This window comes from Erysipelatoclostridium sp. An15 (assembly GCF_002160675.1).
Taxonomy (GTDB): Bacteria; Bacillota_I; Bacilli_A; order Erysipelotrichales; family Coprobacillaceae; genus Thomasclavelia; species Thomasclavelia merdavium.
The window spans coordinates 19880-35509 of sequence record NZ_NFLA01000018.1 but is presented as its reverse complement, the minus strand read 5'-3'; the positions used below and the strand labels follow the sequence as shown (position 1 = coordinate 35509).

13 protein-coding genes and 4 tRNA genes are annotated in these 15630 nt (G+C 30.8%); 9 read left to right on the top strand and 8 right to left on the bottom strand.

Features of this window, described 5'->3' with window-relative positions:
* Positions 1-24: 24 nt before the first annotated feature.
* From queF to queD, 5 genes are read right to left on the bottom strand one after another with little or no spacing between them, the layout of a single operon-like run.
* A complete protein-coding gene (queF, locus tag B5E92_RS07455) occupies positions 25-498 on the bottom strand; it encodes a preQ(1) synthase (RefSeq protein WP_087300739.1) in 474 nt (157 codons plus the stop codon).
* On the bottom strand, positions 491-1183 hold the full coding sequence (queC, locus tag B5E92_RS07450; protein WP_087300737.1) for a 7-cyano-7-deazaguanine synthase QueC: 693 nt from the start codon (positions 1181-1183) through the stop codon (positions 491-493). Before queC ends, queF begins: the two co-directional genes overlap by 8 nt.
* A 12-nt stretch (positions 1184-1195) precedes the next feature.
* Positions 1196-1762, bottom strand: coding sequence for a GTP cyclohydrolase I FolE (gene folE / locus B5E92_RS07445; protein ID WP_087300735.1), 567 nt, complete (start codon positions 1760-1762; stop codon positions 1196-1198).
* A gap of 1 nt (position 1763) precedes the next feature.
* On the bottom strand, positions 1764-2426 hold the full coding sequence (gene queE / locus B5E92_RS07440; RefSeq protein ID WP_087300733.1) for a putative 7-carboxy-7-deazaguanine synthase QueE: 663 nt from the start codon (positions 2424-2426) through the stop codon (positions 1764-1766).
* Entirely contained in the window at positions 2419-2844 is a 426-nt protein-coding gene (gene queD, locus B5E92_RS07435; RefSeq protein WP_087300731.1) for a 6-carboxytetrahydropterin synthase QueD, read from the bottom strand. The genes queE and queD overlap by 8 nt, the downstream gene beginning before the upstream one ends.
* Before the next feature lie 274 nt (positions 2845-3118).
* Between queD and B5E92_RS07430 the strand changes: the two genes are divergently transcribed.
* Positions 3119-4771: a Na/Pi cotransporter family protein gene (locus B5E92_RS07430; RefSeq protein ID WP_087300729.1), complete on the top strand. Its 1653-nt coding sequence runs from the start codon at positions 3119-3121 to the stop codon at positions 4769-4771.
* 95 nt (positions 4772-4866) lie between these two features.
* Complete coding sequence (locus tag B5E92_RS07425; protein WP_087300727.1) at positions 4867-5631, top strand: 4Fe-4S dicluster domain-containing protein; 765 nt, start codon at positions 4867-4869, stop codon at positions 5629-5631.
* Between the two features lie 19 nt (positions 5632-5650).
* Here B5E92_RS07425 and B5E92_RS07420 read toward each other — a convergent pair whose 3' ends face one another.
* Positions 5651-6151, bottom strand: a complete 501-nt coding sequence (locus B5E92_RS07420) for a putative ABC transporter permease (protein ID WP_087300725.1) — start codon at positions 6149-6151, stop codon at positions 5651-5653.
* A 47-nt stretch (positions 6152-6198) separates the two neighbouring features.
* The gene (locus tag B5E92_RS07415; RefSeq protein ID WP_087300723.1) at positions 6199-6681 is read right to left on the bottom strand and encodes a glutathione peroxidase; all 483 of its coding nucleotides are present in this window, start codon (positions 6679-6681) and stop codon (positions 6199-6201) included.
* Between the two features lie 195 nt (positions 6682-6876).
* Here B5E92_RS07415 and B5E92_RS07410 point away from each other — a divergent pair.
* The 6 genes from B5E92_RS07410 (at position 6877) to B5E92_RS07385 (ending at position 12214) form a co-directional block, all read left to right on the top strand.
* Positions 6877-6953, top strand: a tRNA-Ile gene (locus B5E92_RS07410).
* A 22-nt stretch (positions 6954-6975) separates the two neighbouring features.
* A tRNA-Ile gene (locus B5E92_RS07405) sits at positions 6976-7052 on the top strand.
* 26 nt (positions 7053-7078) lie between these two features.
* Positions 7079-7154 (top strand) — tRNA-Ala (locus B5E92_RS07400).
* Between the two features lie 54 nt (positions 7155-7208).
* Entirely contained in the window at positions 7209-7961 is a 753-nt protein-coding gene (locus B5E92_RS07395; protein ID WP_087300721.1) for a putative ABC transporter permease, read from the top strand.
* Positions 7962-7974: 13 nt separating this feature from the next.
* Positions 7975-8970 carry a PTS transporter subunit IIC gene (locus tag B5E92_RS07390; protein ID WP_087300719.1) on the top strand — a complete coding sequence of 332 codons (996 nt, stop codon included), beginning with the start codon at positions 7975-7977 and terminating at the stop codon, positions 8968-8970.
* 172 nt (positions 8971-9142) lie between these two features.
* Complete coding sequence (locus B5E92_RS07385) at positions 9143-12214, top strand: ATP-binding cassette domain-containing protein (protein WP_087300717.1); 3072 nt, start codon at positions 9143-9145, stop codon at positions 12212-12214.
* Positions 12215-12250: 36 nt separating this feature from the next.
* On the opposite strand, the gene B5E92_RS07380 is transcribed toward B5E92_RS07385, so the two are convergent.
* The gene (locus B5E92_RS07380; protein ID WP_087300715.1) at positions 12251-15439 is read right to left on the bottom strand and encodes a DEAD/DEAH box helicase; all 3189 of its coding nucleotides are present in this window, start codon (positions 15437-15439) and stop codon (positions 12251-12253) included.
* A 111-nt stretch (positions 15440-15550) separates the two neighbouring features.
* On the opposite strand from B5E92_RS07380, the gene B5E92_RS07375 reads away from it, so the two are divergent.
* Positions 15551-15626 (top strand) — tRNA-Thr (locus B5E92_RS07375).
* The last annotated feature ends 4 nt before the right edge of the window (positions 15627-15630 follow it).

Below are 15630 nucleotides of genomic sequence, written 5' to 3'. Positions count from 1 at the left end.
AAGGGCCTTTTTAAATACACTGCTTTAGCGATTATCGATTTTTTCTGGATATAAATCATGATTTGCAAGACGATTCCAAGCAATATCTTCCCATTTAGTTCCGGGTTTACCATAATTACAATAAGGATCGATTGAAATACCACCACGTGGTGTAAATTTACCCCAAACTTCGATATATTTAGGATCTAATAATTTAATTAAATCTTTCATGATAATATTCATACAATCTTCGTGAAAATCACCATGATTTCTAAAACTAAATAAATAAAGTTTTAAAGATTTACTTTCAACCATTTTAATATTAGGAACATAGCTAATATAAATAGTAGCAAAATCAGGTTGTCCGGTGATTGGACAAAGACTAGTAAATTCAGGACAATTAAATTTTACAAAATAGTCATTATCTGGATGCTTGTTATCAAAAGTTTCTAATACTTCAGGAGCATAGTCATCTTTATATTCAGTATTTTTACTACCTAATAATGTTAAATTATCCATTGTTTCCTCCTAATAGCGGGTCAATAACCCCGTTTTTTAAAAAAGCTTCTTGCCTATCAAGACAAGTACCACATTTTCCACATGGTTTATCATTTCCTTCGTAGCATGACCAAGTTAAATGATATGGAACATTTAAATCTAAACCAATTTTTACAATATCAGCTTTACTTTTATTAACAAAAGGAGCTTCGATTTGTAGTTGATGTCCACTTCCTTCATAAATTGCTTGATTCATAGCATTGTTGAAAATTTCGCTACAATCAGGATAGGCATTTCCGGCAGCATCATCTTTATGAGCACCATAATAGATTAAATTGCAATTTTTAGATAAGGCGATACTAGCGGCACTAGATAAAAATAAACCATTTCTAAAAGGTACATATGTAGTTACCGGTTTGCCATCAGTTTTGCTTAATTGTTTAGCATAAGTTTCGTGAGGAATTTCTTTACTTGAATGATTTAATAACGAACAATCGCTATATTCAAAAATCTTAGCTAAATCTAAAAAAATATGTTCTACTTGATAATATTTAGCAATTTGGTTAGCTGCCTGAATTTCTTTATCATGTTTTTGACCATAGCTAATGGAAAGGGCCACGACATTTTCATGACCATATTGATTTATTGCTAATGCTAGGGCGGTAGTAGAGTCAACCCCACCGCTGAATAATACTAAAACTCTCATTAGTTTCTCCTTTTATTGTAGATATATTTGCAAACTAGGATCGTTTTTAAAACGCCCAGTTAAAGTGCTTGTGGTTGTTGAAGTGTTTGCTTTTTTTATTCCCCGGGCACTCATACAGCTATGTTTACCGTTTATAATAACTGCAATATCTTTTGAATCAGTAATTAAGCTGATGATTTCTGCAATATCACTACCAATTCTTTCTTGCAGCTGTAGACGGCGGGCTACCATATCAGCAATTCTTGCAATCTTGCTTAGACCGATGACCTTACCGTTAGGAATATAAGCTACTGTAACTTTCATATCATACATTAATGCAAGATGATGTTCACAATAGCTAAAAATATCGATATCTTTTACAACGACAATTTCTTGGTTAGCAAAATCAAGATCATCAGCAAAAGTTTTATTGAACATTTCTGCGATTTCCTGATTAGTATATTGAATGCCGGCAAAAACTTCTTCATACATTTTAGCTACTCGCTTTGGTGTTTCTTTTAACCCTTCACGATTAGGGTCTTCACCAAGGGCTTCAATAATTTGATAAATACATTCTTCAATTTTTTTAAGATCAATCATTTTAGACTCCTCGCATATTGGGATTCCAAATATATTTATGTAATTGTAATTGAAAATTAACGCCATTTAGCTGATTTTCAATCATAAAAGCAACAATTTCTTTAGGATCGATTTGTCCATAAATTGGGCTAAAGTAGACCTGCGCTTTGTTAATTAAATCGTATTTATCAATAATATTTTTAGCGGTAATTAAATCTTTTTGATTACCGACTACAAATTTAACAACATCATCTTTTGTTAAGTAATTGTAGTTTTTTTCATTCATATAATTTTCCATCAAGCTAGATGGGGTTTTATAATCTAAGGTAAAAATTGGTCGTAAATCGCTAATAAATGGTTTGATATTAACACTACCATTAGTTTCGATTTCGACGTTATAATTAAGTTTTAATAATTCAAAAATCAAGGACTTAATGTTTTTTTGTAACAGTGGCTCACCACCAGTTAAAGTTACATTTTTGATTTTGTTTTCATTTAAATAATTAATAATTTCTTCTTCAGTCATTAAAGAATATTTAGCATCATCACTATTGGCATACTTACTATCACAATAACTGCAATTTAAATTACAGCCTTGAAAACGAATGAAAGCAGCTAATTGTCCAGCTTTACTGCCTTCACCATTGATGCTAATAAACTTTTCAACTACTTTAAAATTATTCATCATTACCTCGGTAACTAGCACAATTATTAGGAGTTTCATAAACATCAATACAATCAAGATTGTATTTCTTAGCTAATAACTCAAAAATATATCGAGCTAGATTTTCTGCAGTTGGTCGAAATGGTAATGAAACGATTTTAAAATTTTCGTTAATCAAAGCTTGGTACAAATCAGTTGATAAACTATTAGTTTCGATAATTAAAGTATGATCAAGTGAATCGGTAATCTGTTTTAAATCATTTTTTAAATCAGTAAAATCAATAATCATACCATTGTTTTGTTTATCTTCTAATAAAGATGTACTTTTAATTGAAACGACAACGCGCCAGCGATGACCATGAATGTTAGCACATTTTCCGTTATAGCCAGCTAAAAAATGAGCACTATCAAAGCTTTGTTCAGTTTTTAAATAATACATTTTCTCTCCTTTCCATACCATCAATAAAAAAAGTAGGCGCACTAAAAGCCTACTTTAAAAGATAATATAAAAAAGTATGCCCTAGTTTTATTTTAAGACAGGATGGTACAAACGAACTGTCTAAAGCTATAATAATCCATTTGTCCTTGATATGTCAAGGTAATGTTATCTAAAGTTCATGTAAATCTTTGTAAAGAAAAGTTAAGAATTTGTTAACAATGTTTGCATTATGTTAATTTTATGTTAAAGTAACGTTTGTAAAGGGGGAAAAATAATGGAACTTACTGATATATTTACTTTACTAGGTGGATTGGCATTATTCTTATACGGTATGACAATGATGTCTAATGGACTTGAATTAGCTGCCGGAAATAAGATGAAAACAATCCTTGAAAGATTAACTGCTAATCGTTTTATCGGTGTTGCTGTGGGTGCTTTAATTACAGCTATTATTCAGTCATCTTCTGCTACAACAGTAATGGTCGTTGGATTTGTAAATGCTGGATTAATGGAACTAAAAAGTGCTGTTTGGATTATTATGGGAGCTAATATCGGAACGACAATAACAGGGCAATTGATTGCTATCGATATTACAGCATTAGCACCAATTATCGCTTTTATCGGTGTAGCGTTAATTGCATTTTTCAAAAGTAAAAAACTTGATGCTTTTGGGACAATTATTGCCGGGTTAGGAATTTTGTTTATGGGAATGGATATCATGTCTGGTGCAATGGAACCATTACGTGATTCACCAACGTTTGTAAGTATGGTTTCTTCTTTTGAAAATCCATTAATCGGTATTTTGGTTGGTGCTGGTTTTACAGCGCTTATTCAAAGTTCTTCTGCGTCTGTTGGTATTTTACAAGCTCTTGCTAGAAGCGGTGTCGTTACATTACCTTCTGCAATTTATGTATTGTATGGACAAAATATTGGGACATGTATTACTTCAGTACTAGCAAGTATTGGGACAACTAGAAACGCTAAAAGAACAACAATTATCCATTTATCATTTAATATTATTGGGACAATCATTTTCGTAATTATTAGTATGTTAACACCATTTGCTGATTTTATGGCATCATTAACACCTACTAATATACCGGCACAGATTGCAAACGTGCATACAATTTTTAATGTTGTAACTACAATTGTTTTATTACCTTTTGGTGCTCAATTAGTTAAACTTACATATATAGTTTTACCTGAAAAAGAAGGTTTAGAAGATAAGATGACAGTTAAATATTTAGATGCATCTGTCTTTACAAATGATTATTATATTGGACGTAGTGCTATTGTTAATCGCCAATTATTTAATGAAACACAAAATATGTTGTCAGAAGTTCAACAAAATGTACAACGTGCCTTTGAACTAATGAGTAACTATGATGAGGCTAAACACGAAGAAATATTAAAACATGAAGAATATATTGATTATTTAAACAAAGAAATTATCCAATATACAACAACAGCGATTTCTTCAGAATTTCCAATCGAAGAATCACAATCAATTGGATTATTCTTAAAAACTGCCGGAGATTTAGAACGAGTTGGTGATCACGCTATAAATATTGCTGAACGTGCAAAACAACTTTATGAAAATGATGAACATTTCTCTGATGAAGCAATGAAAGAAATCTCAATCATGAATGATATGACTAGAAATATTTTACAAGAATTAAGTGTCTTAAAACGTGAAGAATTACATGATATTGTTGAAAAAGTTGATGTAATTGAAGATAATATTGATGGTATCACTCATGAATTTTCATTAAATCAATTAAAAAGATTGCGTGATAAAAAATGTACACCAGAACATAGTGCATTATATACTGAAACACTTATTGATTTTGAAAGAATCGGTGATCATGGTTTAAATATTGCCGTTGCTTTTGATACAATTAAAGAAGAATTAACAACAATGGCTTAAACTGGCTGAATTTCAGTCAGTTTTTTAATATATTATTAAAAACTTAATCATTTGTTCATTCTTTGTCAGTATAATAAGTGTCGGAGGCGATTGGAATGAAGATTGATAAAACATATGTAATATACTTTTCCCCTACAGAAACTTCTAAAAAATCAGCAGTTAGTATTGCTCGCGGATTAGAAGGAACATTAAATGAAATAGACATAACTTCTATGCCAATTGAAGCTAAACAGTTTAATCGACATGATGTTGTTGTATTTGGAATGCCGGTATATGGGGGACGTATTCCTGTTGAGGCGGTTAAAAGATTAAAATCATTTACTGGTGATCATACTCCTTGTATTATAACAGTAACTTATGGTAATCGTCATTATGATGATGCATTGTTAGAGTTATTTAATATTGTAGAAGGGCAAGGGTTTATCCCGATTGCAGCAGCAACATTAGTTGGTCAGCATACTTATGGAAATATCCAAGTGGGACGTCCAGATCATGATGATATGTATCGCGATGAGTTGTTTGGAAGCTTAGTGCGGTTAAAAATTAATAAAGATAACTTTTCATTTGTTTCAATACCAGGTCATTATCCTTATCGTGAAGGTGGTAATGGTGGTAAATTTAGACCGTCTACAAATGAAAATTGTACGCAATGTGGATTGTGTGTAAAAAAATGCCCGATGCAAGCTATTGATCCAAAGGATTGTAAAACGATTAATGATCAGTGTTTATCTTGCTTTAGATGTATTAGAATTTGTCCAATGCAAGCTAAAACTATGGATCATGATCAAAATTACCAACAGTTTGCTAAGGAATTTACTGAAAAATTATCAAAACGTAAAGAAAATGAATATTTTGTATAATAAATAAGTACGGCGTTTTTTAATTTCCGTACTTATTTTTTGTTTTAAATTGAAAACGTAAATTATAAAACCGATAAATAATAACCAATATATATATTAGAGCAATAACATTAACAAGATAATAGTTAGAAGCAGCTAAAAGCTGATTGATAAAAGGGTCGATAAAATTCACTAATATTATGCCTAATATTCCCCAAATTAAACTATAAAACAAACAAATTCGACTACAATAATTATCCGGATATTTTTGATAATTCCAGATTTCAATATTTAAATCATGAGCTAAAAAATAGTGTGTTACATATTCTAAAGCAGTACAACATACTAAAGAATAAAAGAAGATTTCAAAATTATTAGTATGATAGGGAACTGCTTTCAATATTAATAATGCTCCAAATCCATATATTGGAATAAAAGGACCTTTTAATAATCCGGAAAAATGAATTCTTTTTTCAAGTATTGAAATATATGCCGATTCGATAATAAAGCCTAGAAAAGTATAAATTGCAAATTTTACCATTATAACCTCCATTAGTAATTTTATGATAAAATTTGGCAATTATGATACTAAATATGAGCAAGCAGTTTTTCAATTTCAAGAGCAATTTCTTTTGGTTTGACTAATGGCTCAAAGCGAGCGACTACATTACCCTTACGATCAATTAAAAATTTAGTAAAATTCCAATCAATTCGTTTAGAAAGTGCTGGATCCTGGTTTTCTTTAAGATATGTATAAATAGGTGCTTCGTTTGGACCGTTGACATCGATTTTAGCGAATTGTGGGAAGCTAACCCCATAAGTATCAGCACAAAAAGAAATAATTTCTTCCATTGTTCCTGGTGCTTGTTCACCAAACTGGTTACAAGGAAAATCAAGGATCCAAAAACCTTGGTCGTGATACTGTTCAAATAAATCTTCTAATTCATCATATTGTTCAGTAAATTCACATTCCGTAGCCGTATTTACAATAAGTAATACCTGGTTTTGATATGTACTTAATGATTGTAGTTGATTATTGTTATCTAAAACGTTTATATCGTATAAGTTCATGTTATTCTCCTTTTAATAATTTATTTATTAATTATAAAATGATTTTATATTAATAACAAATAATATGCTTGTGAATGTTTGATTTTGACGTGCTTGATACAAGAATAAATTAATAGCAAAAAAAATGACAAAATTTTAAATAAAGGGTTGACGATTATAAAAGCTTATGTTATTATATTTGAGCAGTCGATTGATGGGCCTGTAGCTCAGTTGGTTAGAGCGCACCCCTGATAAGGGTGAGGTCGATGGTTCAAATCCATTCAGGCCCACCATTAATTAATTGCATTTATATATGGGCCTGTAGCTCAGTTGGTTAGAGCGCACCCCTGATAAGGGTGAGGTCGATGGTTCAAATCCATTCAGGCCCACCATATATAAAAATTAATAAAATATTTTTGGGGCCTTAGCTCAGCTGGGAGAGCGCCTGCTTTGCACGCAGGAGGTCAGCGGTTCGATCCCGCTAGGCTCCACCATTTGTAAATTAGCTCTGCTTTGGCAGAGTTTTTTTGTTTTTATAGGAGGTAATTATGACCGATAAATTAATCATTTTAGTAGCTAGTTTTTTTATATACTGCTTTCTTGGTTGGGTATGGGAATCGATTATTTTACCATTATCACGAAAACAAAAACCTTATAACCGTGGTTTTTTAAATGGACCATGGATACCAATATATGGTTTTGGAGCGATATTAGTAATTGTATTATTTGATATTCATAAAACCGATTATCCTGTCTATGCTTTATTTATTAATGGGGCTGTAGTTGCTTGTTTATTAGAATATATTACATCTTATGGTATGGAAAAGCTATTCCATCAGCGCTGGTGGGATTATAGTCATAAACCGTTTAATTTAAATGGTCGGGTTTGTTTAGAAGGATTTGTTTGTTTTGGAGTTTTTAGTGTTGTTGCCATTGATTATGTACAACCATTTTTTACCTATGAATTATCGAAGGTCGATGAAAAATTATTGTTTATAATTGCTAGTGTTTTAACGATATTATTTATTTTTGATACTATTGTTTCAACTAGAATTGCTTTGAATATTGAAAAGAAAGTAGAGCAGTTTAAACAGACTATTGAAAATAATGAAATGGTGTTATTGAAAAACTTATTAGAAAAACAACAGGAAGTTAATAAACGCATTGGGAAAAATCGTTTGCAGTGGCAACGTCAACAGATTATTTTTAAAAACTTAATTAAGCAAAAAGGGAATTTAAAGTATTCACAAAGACGTTTAATTCGAGCTTTCCCAGATCTGCTTAAACATAAAAAGAAATAAAAGGGGATAGATGATGAAAAAAGAGAACTATATCGTAAAATCTTTAAATGGTATGGCGTATGGCTTTTTTTGCAGTTTAATTATTGGAACGATATTAAAACAAATTGGTAGTTTTGTAAATATAAGTCAGTTGATTATCTGGGGTGAAATAGCAACATATTTAATGGGACCGGCTATTGGCGTTGGAATTGCTTATGCAATTGATGCTAAAGGACTAAATTTAATTGCAGCGGTAATTGCTGGGACAATTGGGGCTGGAACTTTTAATGGTAATCAAGCAACAACTGGCAATCCAATCGCTGCTTATGTAGCGGTAATTGCGGCAGTTGAAGTTACTCGTTTACTTCAAGGAAAAACACCGATAGATATTTTACTGGTACCATTTTGTTCAATCGTTATTTCTGGATTGGTAACGATATTTGTGGGTCCATATTTAACGATGGTAATTAACTGGATTGGTGATTTAATTAATCAGGGAGTGGCAATGCAACCATTTTTCATGTCAATAGTTGTAGCAGTTTTAATGGGAATGGCTTTAACGGCGCCAATATCTAGTGCTGCTATTGGTGTGATGTTAGGTTTGAATGGTTTGGCTGCTGGAGCGGCATTGGCAGGTTGTTGCGTACAAATGTTAGGTTTTGCAGTGATGTCAATCGATGATAATGATTTAGGAGATGTAATTGCAATTGGAATTGGTACAAGTATGTTGCAGTTTAAAAATATTGTTAAACATCCAATTATCTGGGTACCGCCAATTTTAACAAGTATTATTATTGCACCAATTTCAACCTGTGTGTTAGAAATATCATGTACTCCTGTTGGTTCGGGAATGGGAACGGCTGGATTGGTAGGAATATTAGAAGCGATAAATGTTATGGGAAGCAGTTATTGGATTCCAATTATTGTAATTGATATTATTGCTCCGATTTTGATTACATGGCTAATTTATCGGTCATTTAAAAAATTAAAATATATTAAAAATGGGTATTTAAAGTTAAACCGTTTATAATGGTTTAACTTTTTTTGTTGTTAATATAAGTGTAACATTTCTTAAGTAAAATTATATATCATTAAATATTAAAATAACATTTAATATAGTGATAACAAGAATAGTTATAATTTTTAGATAATACTATTATAATGTTATTTAAAAATTATAGTAATTGTAAGGGGTGAATGTGATGCTGCAAATAAAAAATATTTGTAAGCAATATAAAACAGGTAATTTAATTCAAAAAGCACTTGATGGTGTTTCGTTGAATTTACGTGATAATGAATTTGTTGCTATTTTAGGACCTAGTGGTTCGGGGAAAACAACGCTTTTAAATATTATTGGTGGTTTAGATCGCTATGATAGTGGTGATTTGATTATTAATGGTATTTCAACTAAGAAATATAAAGACCGTGATTGGGATTCGTATCGTAATCACACAATCGGTTTTGTTTTTCAAAGTTACAACCTGATTCCCCATCAGACAGTTCTATCGAATGTCGAGCTAGCTTTAACTATTTCGGGTGTATCTAAAGCAGAACGTAGAAAACGTGCTAAAAGAGCTTTAGAACAAGTAGGACTAGGTGATCAAGGTCATAAAAAGCCTAACCAAATGTCTGGAGGACAGATGCAAAGGGTAGCGATTGCTAGAGCATTAGTTAATGATCCAGATATTTTATTAGCTGATGAGCCAACTGGGGCTTTGGATAGTGAAACAAGCATTCAGGTAATGAATTTATTAAAAGAAGTAGCTAAGGACCGTTTGGTAGTCATGGTTACTCATAATCCAGAATTGGCTTATGAATATGCAACTAGAATTGTAGAATTAAAAGATGGAGTAATTCGCAGTGATTCTAACCCATTTAATGTTGATAACAAGACATTAAAGGTACCACAGCATAAAAATATGGGTAAATCTTCAATGTCTTTAAAAACATCGCTATCATTAAGTTTTAATAATTTAAAAACAAAAAAAGCGCGAACGATTTTAACTTCTTTTGCTGGATCGATTGGTATTATTGGTATCGCCTTGATTCTTTCTTTATCTAATGGGGTAAATCAATATATTCAATCGATAGAAGAAGAAACTTTATCGGAATATCCGTTACAGATTCAAAGTACAGGTTTTGATATAACTTCGATGATGGATACCCAGTCAAGCGATGATTCAACTAAAGAAGATGGTGAAGTTCAAGTATTTCAAATGCTGACAAATATATTTTCGCGAGTGGGATCTAATGATTTAACATCATTAAAAGAATATTTGGATAGTAATAAGGGTGATCTTTCTAAATATACTAAGTCAGTTGAATATACTTACAATGTTGTTCCGCAGATTTATAGTGCTAATACGGAATCGATTCGACAAGTTAATCCTGATCGATCGTTTGCAGCGCTTGGTTTAGGGGCTTCAAGTACAAGTAATAGTACAATGTCATCAATGATGAGTACTAATGTATTTTATCAGATGCCACAAAATACTGATCTATATCAAGAACAATATGATGTAAAAGCAGGGAGATGGCCTAAAAAGTATAATGAATGTGTGCTGGTTTTGAATAACAATGGTAAGATTAGTGATTTTATGCTTTATACTTTAGGGTTACGTGATTATTCGGAATTAGATACGATGATTCAACAATTTTCTCAAGAAGAAAAAGTAACAGTACCTGATAATAGTCAATCATATTCATATGATGATATTATTGGTATTAATTTTAAATTAGTTAATCCTTCAGATTGTTATCAATACGATGCTAATTATAATATTTATCGTGATAAAACAGATGATCAAGCTTATATGAAACAGTTAATTGATAATGGTGAAAATCTAGAAATAGTAGGAATTGTTCAGCCTTCAGATGGTGCTAATGTTACAATGTTGCAATCTGGGATAGGGTATTTGCCATCGTTGAGTGATCATGTTATAAATCAGGCGCAATCAAGTGAAATTGTTCAAAAACAATTAGCAACACGTGATATTGATGTTTTTACCGGGAAACGTTTTGATGATCCTGAAAGTTCAAGTTTAGATATGAATTCATTATTTACAGTTGATAGTGAAACTTTACAAAGTGCTTTTACTTTTGATCAAAGTAAAATATCAATGGATATGAGTAGTGTTGATTTTAGTCAGTTATCAATCGATCCATCATTATTGCCCTCTTTAGATGTTGATAGTTTACTAGGAGATATTAAATTTGAACTTACAACTGATCAGATTAATCAAATCAGTCAAAAAATTATGACCCAATTTCAACAATATTTAAAAGATAATAATTTTACTGATCCATCTAAGATGGATGAATATTTTCGGGCTTATTTACAAAGCGATGCGGCTAAAAATTTGATTCAAAGTGAAATGGCAGCATTAATCCAGGAAAGTGGTATGGCAAAGCAGTTTGCAGCTAATTTACAAAGTCAAATGCAAACGATGATGGCTCAGTATAGTGAAGTGATCGCAAATTCATTAAAACAGCAGTTAACAACTGTTATGGCTGATCAGATGGATAATTTTTCAAGTCAATTCCAAGATGCTATTAGTATAGATACAAGTAAATTTGCTAGTGCTATTAAGGTGAATATGTCAGAAGAAGAATTATCTGAATTGATGTTATCGTTAATGAGTGAGGATTCATCTTCTTATGAAAATAATTTACAAAAACTTGGCTATGCAAGTAAAGATGAACCTAGTGGTATTAATATTTATCCACTTGATTTTGAAAGTAAACAGGAAGTTATTAATGTTTTAGATCAATATAATGAAAATGTTGAAAAAGTTGATGAAGATAAAGTTATTACTTATACTGATTATATAGGTACATTAATGTCTTCGGTAACTGATATTATTAATGTCATTAGTTATGTGTTAATTGCCTTTGTTGCAATATCATTAGTAGTATCTTCGATAATGATTGGTGTAATTACTTATATAAGCGTTTTAGAACGGAAAAAAGAAATTGGTATTTTAAGGGCTATTGGAGCTTCTAAACGTAATATTTCGCAAGTTTTTAATGCTGAAACATTTATTATTGGATTATTTGCGGGAGTATTAGGTATTGTTATTACATTATTGTTATTAATACCAGGCAATATGATTATTCACGATATTGCTGGTAGCCAGGATGTTAGTGCTATCTTACCAGTAACTGGAGCGGTAGTATTGATTATATTAAGTGTTGTATTAACGTTAATAGGTGGTTTGATTCCAGCTAAAAAAGCGGCATTAGAAGATCCGGTTACTGCTTTAAGAACTGAATAAACTAAAAAGGTATCAGTGTGCTGATACCTTTTGTTGTTAGTCTTGTTTAAACAGTGAAATAATTTCTTCAGTAGACATTGAAGTAATACTATTTTGACTGTTTTCAATAAAGATATTAGATAAATCTTGTTTTTGAGCTTGTAATTCCTGAATTTTTTCTTCGATACTATTTTTCATGATTAACTTATATACTTGAACGCTGTTTGTTTGTCCAATTCGATAAGCACGGTCGGTAGCCTGGTTTTGAGCTGACATATTCCACCATGGGTCATAATGGATAACGATCGATGCTGCAGTTAAGTTTAGACCTGTACCACCGGCTTTTAATGATATCAAAAATACTGTCGTATTATCTTTTTGGAATGCATTTACTAATTGATGACGTTTGATTTTATTTGTGGCACCAGTTAATACATAATACGAGATATCATTTTTCCGTAATTCTTTTTCAATTAACTCTAATGAAGTAGTAAATGAAGAGAATAACAATACTTTCTGGTTATTTTCTTTAGCTTTTTTAATTATATCCAGACAAGCACTCATTTTAGAACTTGGACCATCAATGTTATTGTAAAGAATTCGTGCATCGCAGCAAAGCTGTCTTAATCTAGTCATCATTGCTAATATCTGAATATGATCAAGATGTTCAACTTCTAGAGCTTGTTGCAATTTATCGTTGATTTGGCTTAAGTTAGCTAAATATAGATTTTCTTCTTCTTTGTTGAATGCTATTTTAATAGTATTTTCTACTTTTTCTGGTAATTCTGATAATACCTCTTGTTTAGTTCTTCTTAAAATAAATGGTTCAACCATTTTTTTAAGTTTTTCTTGTACTTCCTGATCTTTATTGTAAACGATCGGACGTTCAAAGTTTTCTTTAAAATAATTGTAATTAAACAAATAATTAGGCATTAAAAAATCAAAGATAGACCATAATTCAGCTAATGAATTTTCAATTGGGGTACCAGTTAAAGCAAAACGATGAGTACCTTTTAATTCCTTAACAACTTTAGCATTTTTTGTAGTCTGGTTTTTAATATACTGAGCTTCATCTAAAACAATATATTCAAAACGATAATCACGATATAATTCAAAGTCGCGACGTAAATAATCGTATGATGTAATTACGATATTATAGTTATTAATCTGATCAATTAATTTTTTTCTAACAGCTAGATTACCAGTTATACAAGTTACTTTTAAATCGTTAGAGAACTTTTTAATTTCATCTTGCCAGTTTAAAATTAATGTTGCTGGTGTAATAACGATGCTGACTTTATCTTTGCTATCTTCTAAAGCAGCAATCATTTGTAATGTTTTTCCAAGCCCCATATCATCAGCTAAGATACCCCCAAAACCATAATCACTCATTGTCTTGATCCAGCGATAACCATCTTTTTGATAGTCACGTAAGATATTTTGATAAGCTGGTGCAATCTGGTATTGGTTAGTATTGCAGTTAGTTATGTGGTCAACAAGTTCCTGGAATTGCTGGTCACGTGAAAATTTAATTGTCTTACTATCTAATGTTAGTTGATTTAAATATAATGCTTTAGATTTATCGACTAAGATTTTACCATCTTCAACATTAGCGCTGCTGATATTTAAGTCCTGGATTAAATCATAGGCTTCGCTGATTGTCTGATCTTCAAGATTGATAAACTCGCCGCTTTTTAAACGGTGATAGGCTTTATTTTTTTGATAAGAATCTAGAATCCCCTGGATTTCATCTTTAGAAACATTAATGCTGTCTAAATCAATTTCTAATAAGTCATTTTTCAATCTAATACCGATATTAAATGCAACATTTCTTGGTTTGTTGATATTTTTAATATCTTCACTAACGAAAACATCACAGTACTGATTTAATTCTGGCAATACATATTTAATAAAATAATAAATATCTTCATCATTATTAGTAATTAAATACATATTAGTCAATTCATCATAATTGGCATAATCTTCAATTAATGCTAGTGCTTTATCAACGTTTAACGGTAGTTTAGTTTCGTAGCTTTCAATATATTTACCATCAAATAAAATATTTCCTTCTTCGTCGCGGTATTCTAAATTGATGGTTAAATCACCGAAGTTATTCATATCAACATAGCTTAATAGAGTGATTACACTAGGTAAATAGTCATCAATATTAACACCGGTAATTGAGATATATGGTAATATTTGATCAATAATATATTTTCCAAAATAACCAAAATCTTCCTTATTAACAATAATATTTTCCTTTGTTAAAACGCTTAATAACTCTTTAGTGATAGTAGACATTTTTAAGCTATAACGGTTTAATACATTGTTTTCTAAACAATAGATATATTGATTACCAATAATTAATTGACCATCAGATACATTTAGTTCTAATTCAAAATAATCATCTTTATCTTTAATATTAATTGCAATATTATCATGATCGATAGTTGTAAATAAGATATTGATATCTAAATTAGTTAAGTATAATTCAAAAAACTCATCGATATTATATTGATTGATTTCAATTGATCTAAAACGATCGATACTATCAATAAAATCACTGTTTTCACGAATGAAATTAATTTGTTTTAAAGCATTTTGATCAAAAGAATGACGATTGTGATTTGTCGTTAACATGTTTCCATAACTAACTGTTCGCTGGTAACGGAAGTTTTTAATAAACTCTTTTAGGTTTTTAATAGCATAAGTCTTCTGGTTACCAATACGATAAGAAATTAACAGTTTATTAAAAGAATGATTGATATTTGGTATTATTCGAATATTAGTATCCGTTAAAGAAGGTTCCTGGTAATTAGAATAACTGTCAATCAAATCTTTTGCTACTTGGATTTTACTGTTAATTATTTTTTCTTCCTGGATTCTTTCAAATGCTTCTATTTTAGCTTTATATTCAATTTTTTGATTAAACTGAAATGGGATATCAGACATTTCTAAACTATAAAATTTTAATAATAAAACGCCGATGTGACCACAAGCTATTTTGTTATCTTGACAATTAGCGCAATCACAAAGGAAATTGGTTATTTTACCACTGGTATCGACAGTTACCTGACAATTATTATGTTGACCATTAATAGTAACCTGGCCATCAATATGGTATGTGTTACCTTGTTTGATTACTGACATGTTCGAAATTACATTATCTTTATAATACTTTCGAGCCATTGCCCAGTTTTGCTCATTAAATATTCTATTTATTTCATCATCTTTAACGTACATTTATTTCCCTCCGATAGATTATTATACCATTTTTTTATATATTCCCAAATAGAAAATAGGTAAAAATATTTTACACTTTTTACAAAAGTGCTATAATATTGTTATATTTAAGCCGGCATAGCTCCAACGGTAGAGCAATCCACTCGTAATGGATAGGCTGCAGGTTCAAATCCCGTTGCCGGCACCATATT

What these genes read in the sequence shown, in the direction of transcription:
- queF (WP_087300739.1), bottom strand. Translation starts at nt 498, where the DNA reads ATGGATAATTTAACATTATTAGGTAGTAAAAATACTGAATATAAAGAT.
- queC (WP_087300737.1), bottom strand. Translation starts at nt 1,183, where the DNA reads ATGAGAGTTTTAGTATTATTCAGCGGTGGGGTTGACTCTACTACCGCC.
- folE (WP_087300735.1), bottom strand. Translation starts at nt 1,762, where the DNA reads ATGATTGATCTTAAAAAAATTGAAGAATGTATTTATCAAATTATTGAA.
- queE (WP_087300733.1), bottom strand. Translation starts at nt 2,426, where the DNA reads ATGAATAATTTTAAAGTAGTTGAAAAGTTTATTAGCATCAATGGTGAA.
- queD (WP_087300731.1), bottom strand. Translation starts at nt 2,844, where the DNA reads ATGTATTATTTAAAAACTGAACAAAGCTTTGATAGTGCTCATTTTTTA.
- B5E92_RS07430 (WP_087300729.1), top strand. Translation starts at nt 3,119, where the DNA reads ATGGAACTTACTGATATATTTACTTTACTAGGTGGATTGGCATTATTC.
- B5E92_RS07425 (WP_087300727.1), top strand. Translation starts at nt 4,867, where the DNA reads ATGAAGATTGATAAAACATATGTAATATACTTTTCCCCTACAGAAACT.
- B5E92_RS07420 (WP_087300725.1), bottom strand. Translation starts at nt 6,151, where the DNA reads ATGGTAAAATTTGCAATTTATACTTTTCTAGGCTTTATTATCGAATCG.
- B5E92_RS07415 (WP_087300723.1), bottom strand. Translation starts at nt 6,681, where the DNA reads ATGAACTTATACGATATAAACGTTTTAGATAACAATAATCAACTACAA.
- B5E92_RS07395 (WP_087300721.1), top strand. Translation starts at nt 7,209, where the DNA reads ATGACCGATAAATTAATCATTTTAGTAGCTAGTTTTTTTATATACTGC.
- B5E92_RS07390 (WP_087300719.1), top strand. Translation starts at nt 7,975, where the DNA reads ATGAAAAAAGAGAACTATATCGTAAAATCTTTAAATGGTATGGCGTAT.
- B5E92_RS07385 (WP_087300717.1), top strand. Translation starts at nt 9,143, where the DNA reads ATGCTGCAAATAAAAAATATTTGTAAGCAATATAAAACAGGTAATTTA.
- B5E92_RS07380 (WP_087300715.1), bottom strand. Translation starts at nt 15,439, where the DNA reads ATGTACGTTAAAGATGATGAAATAAATAGAATATTTAATGAGCAAAAC.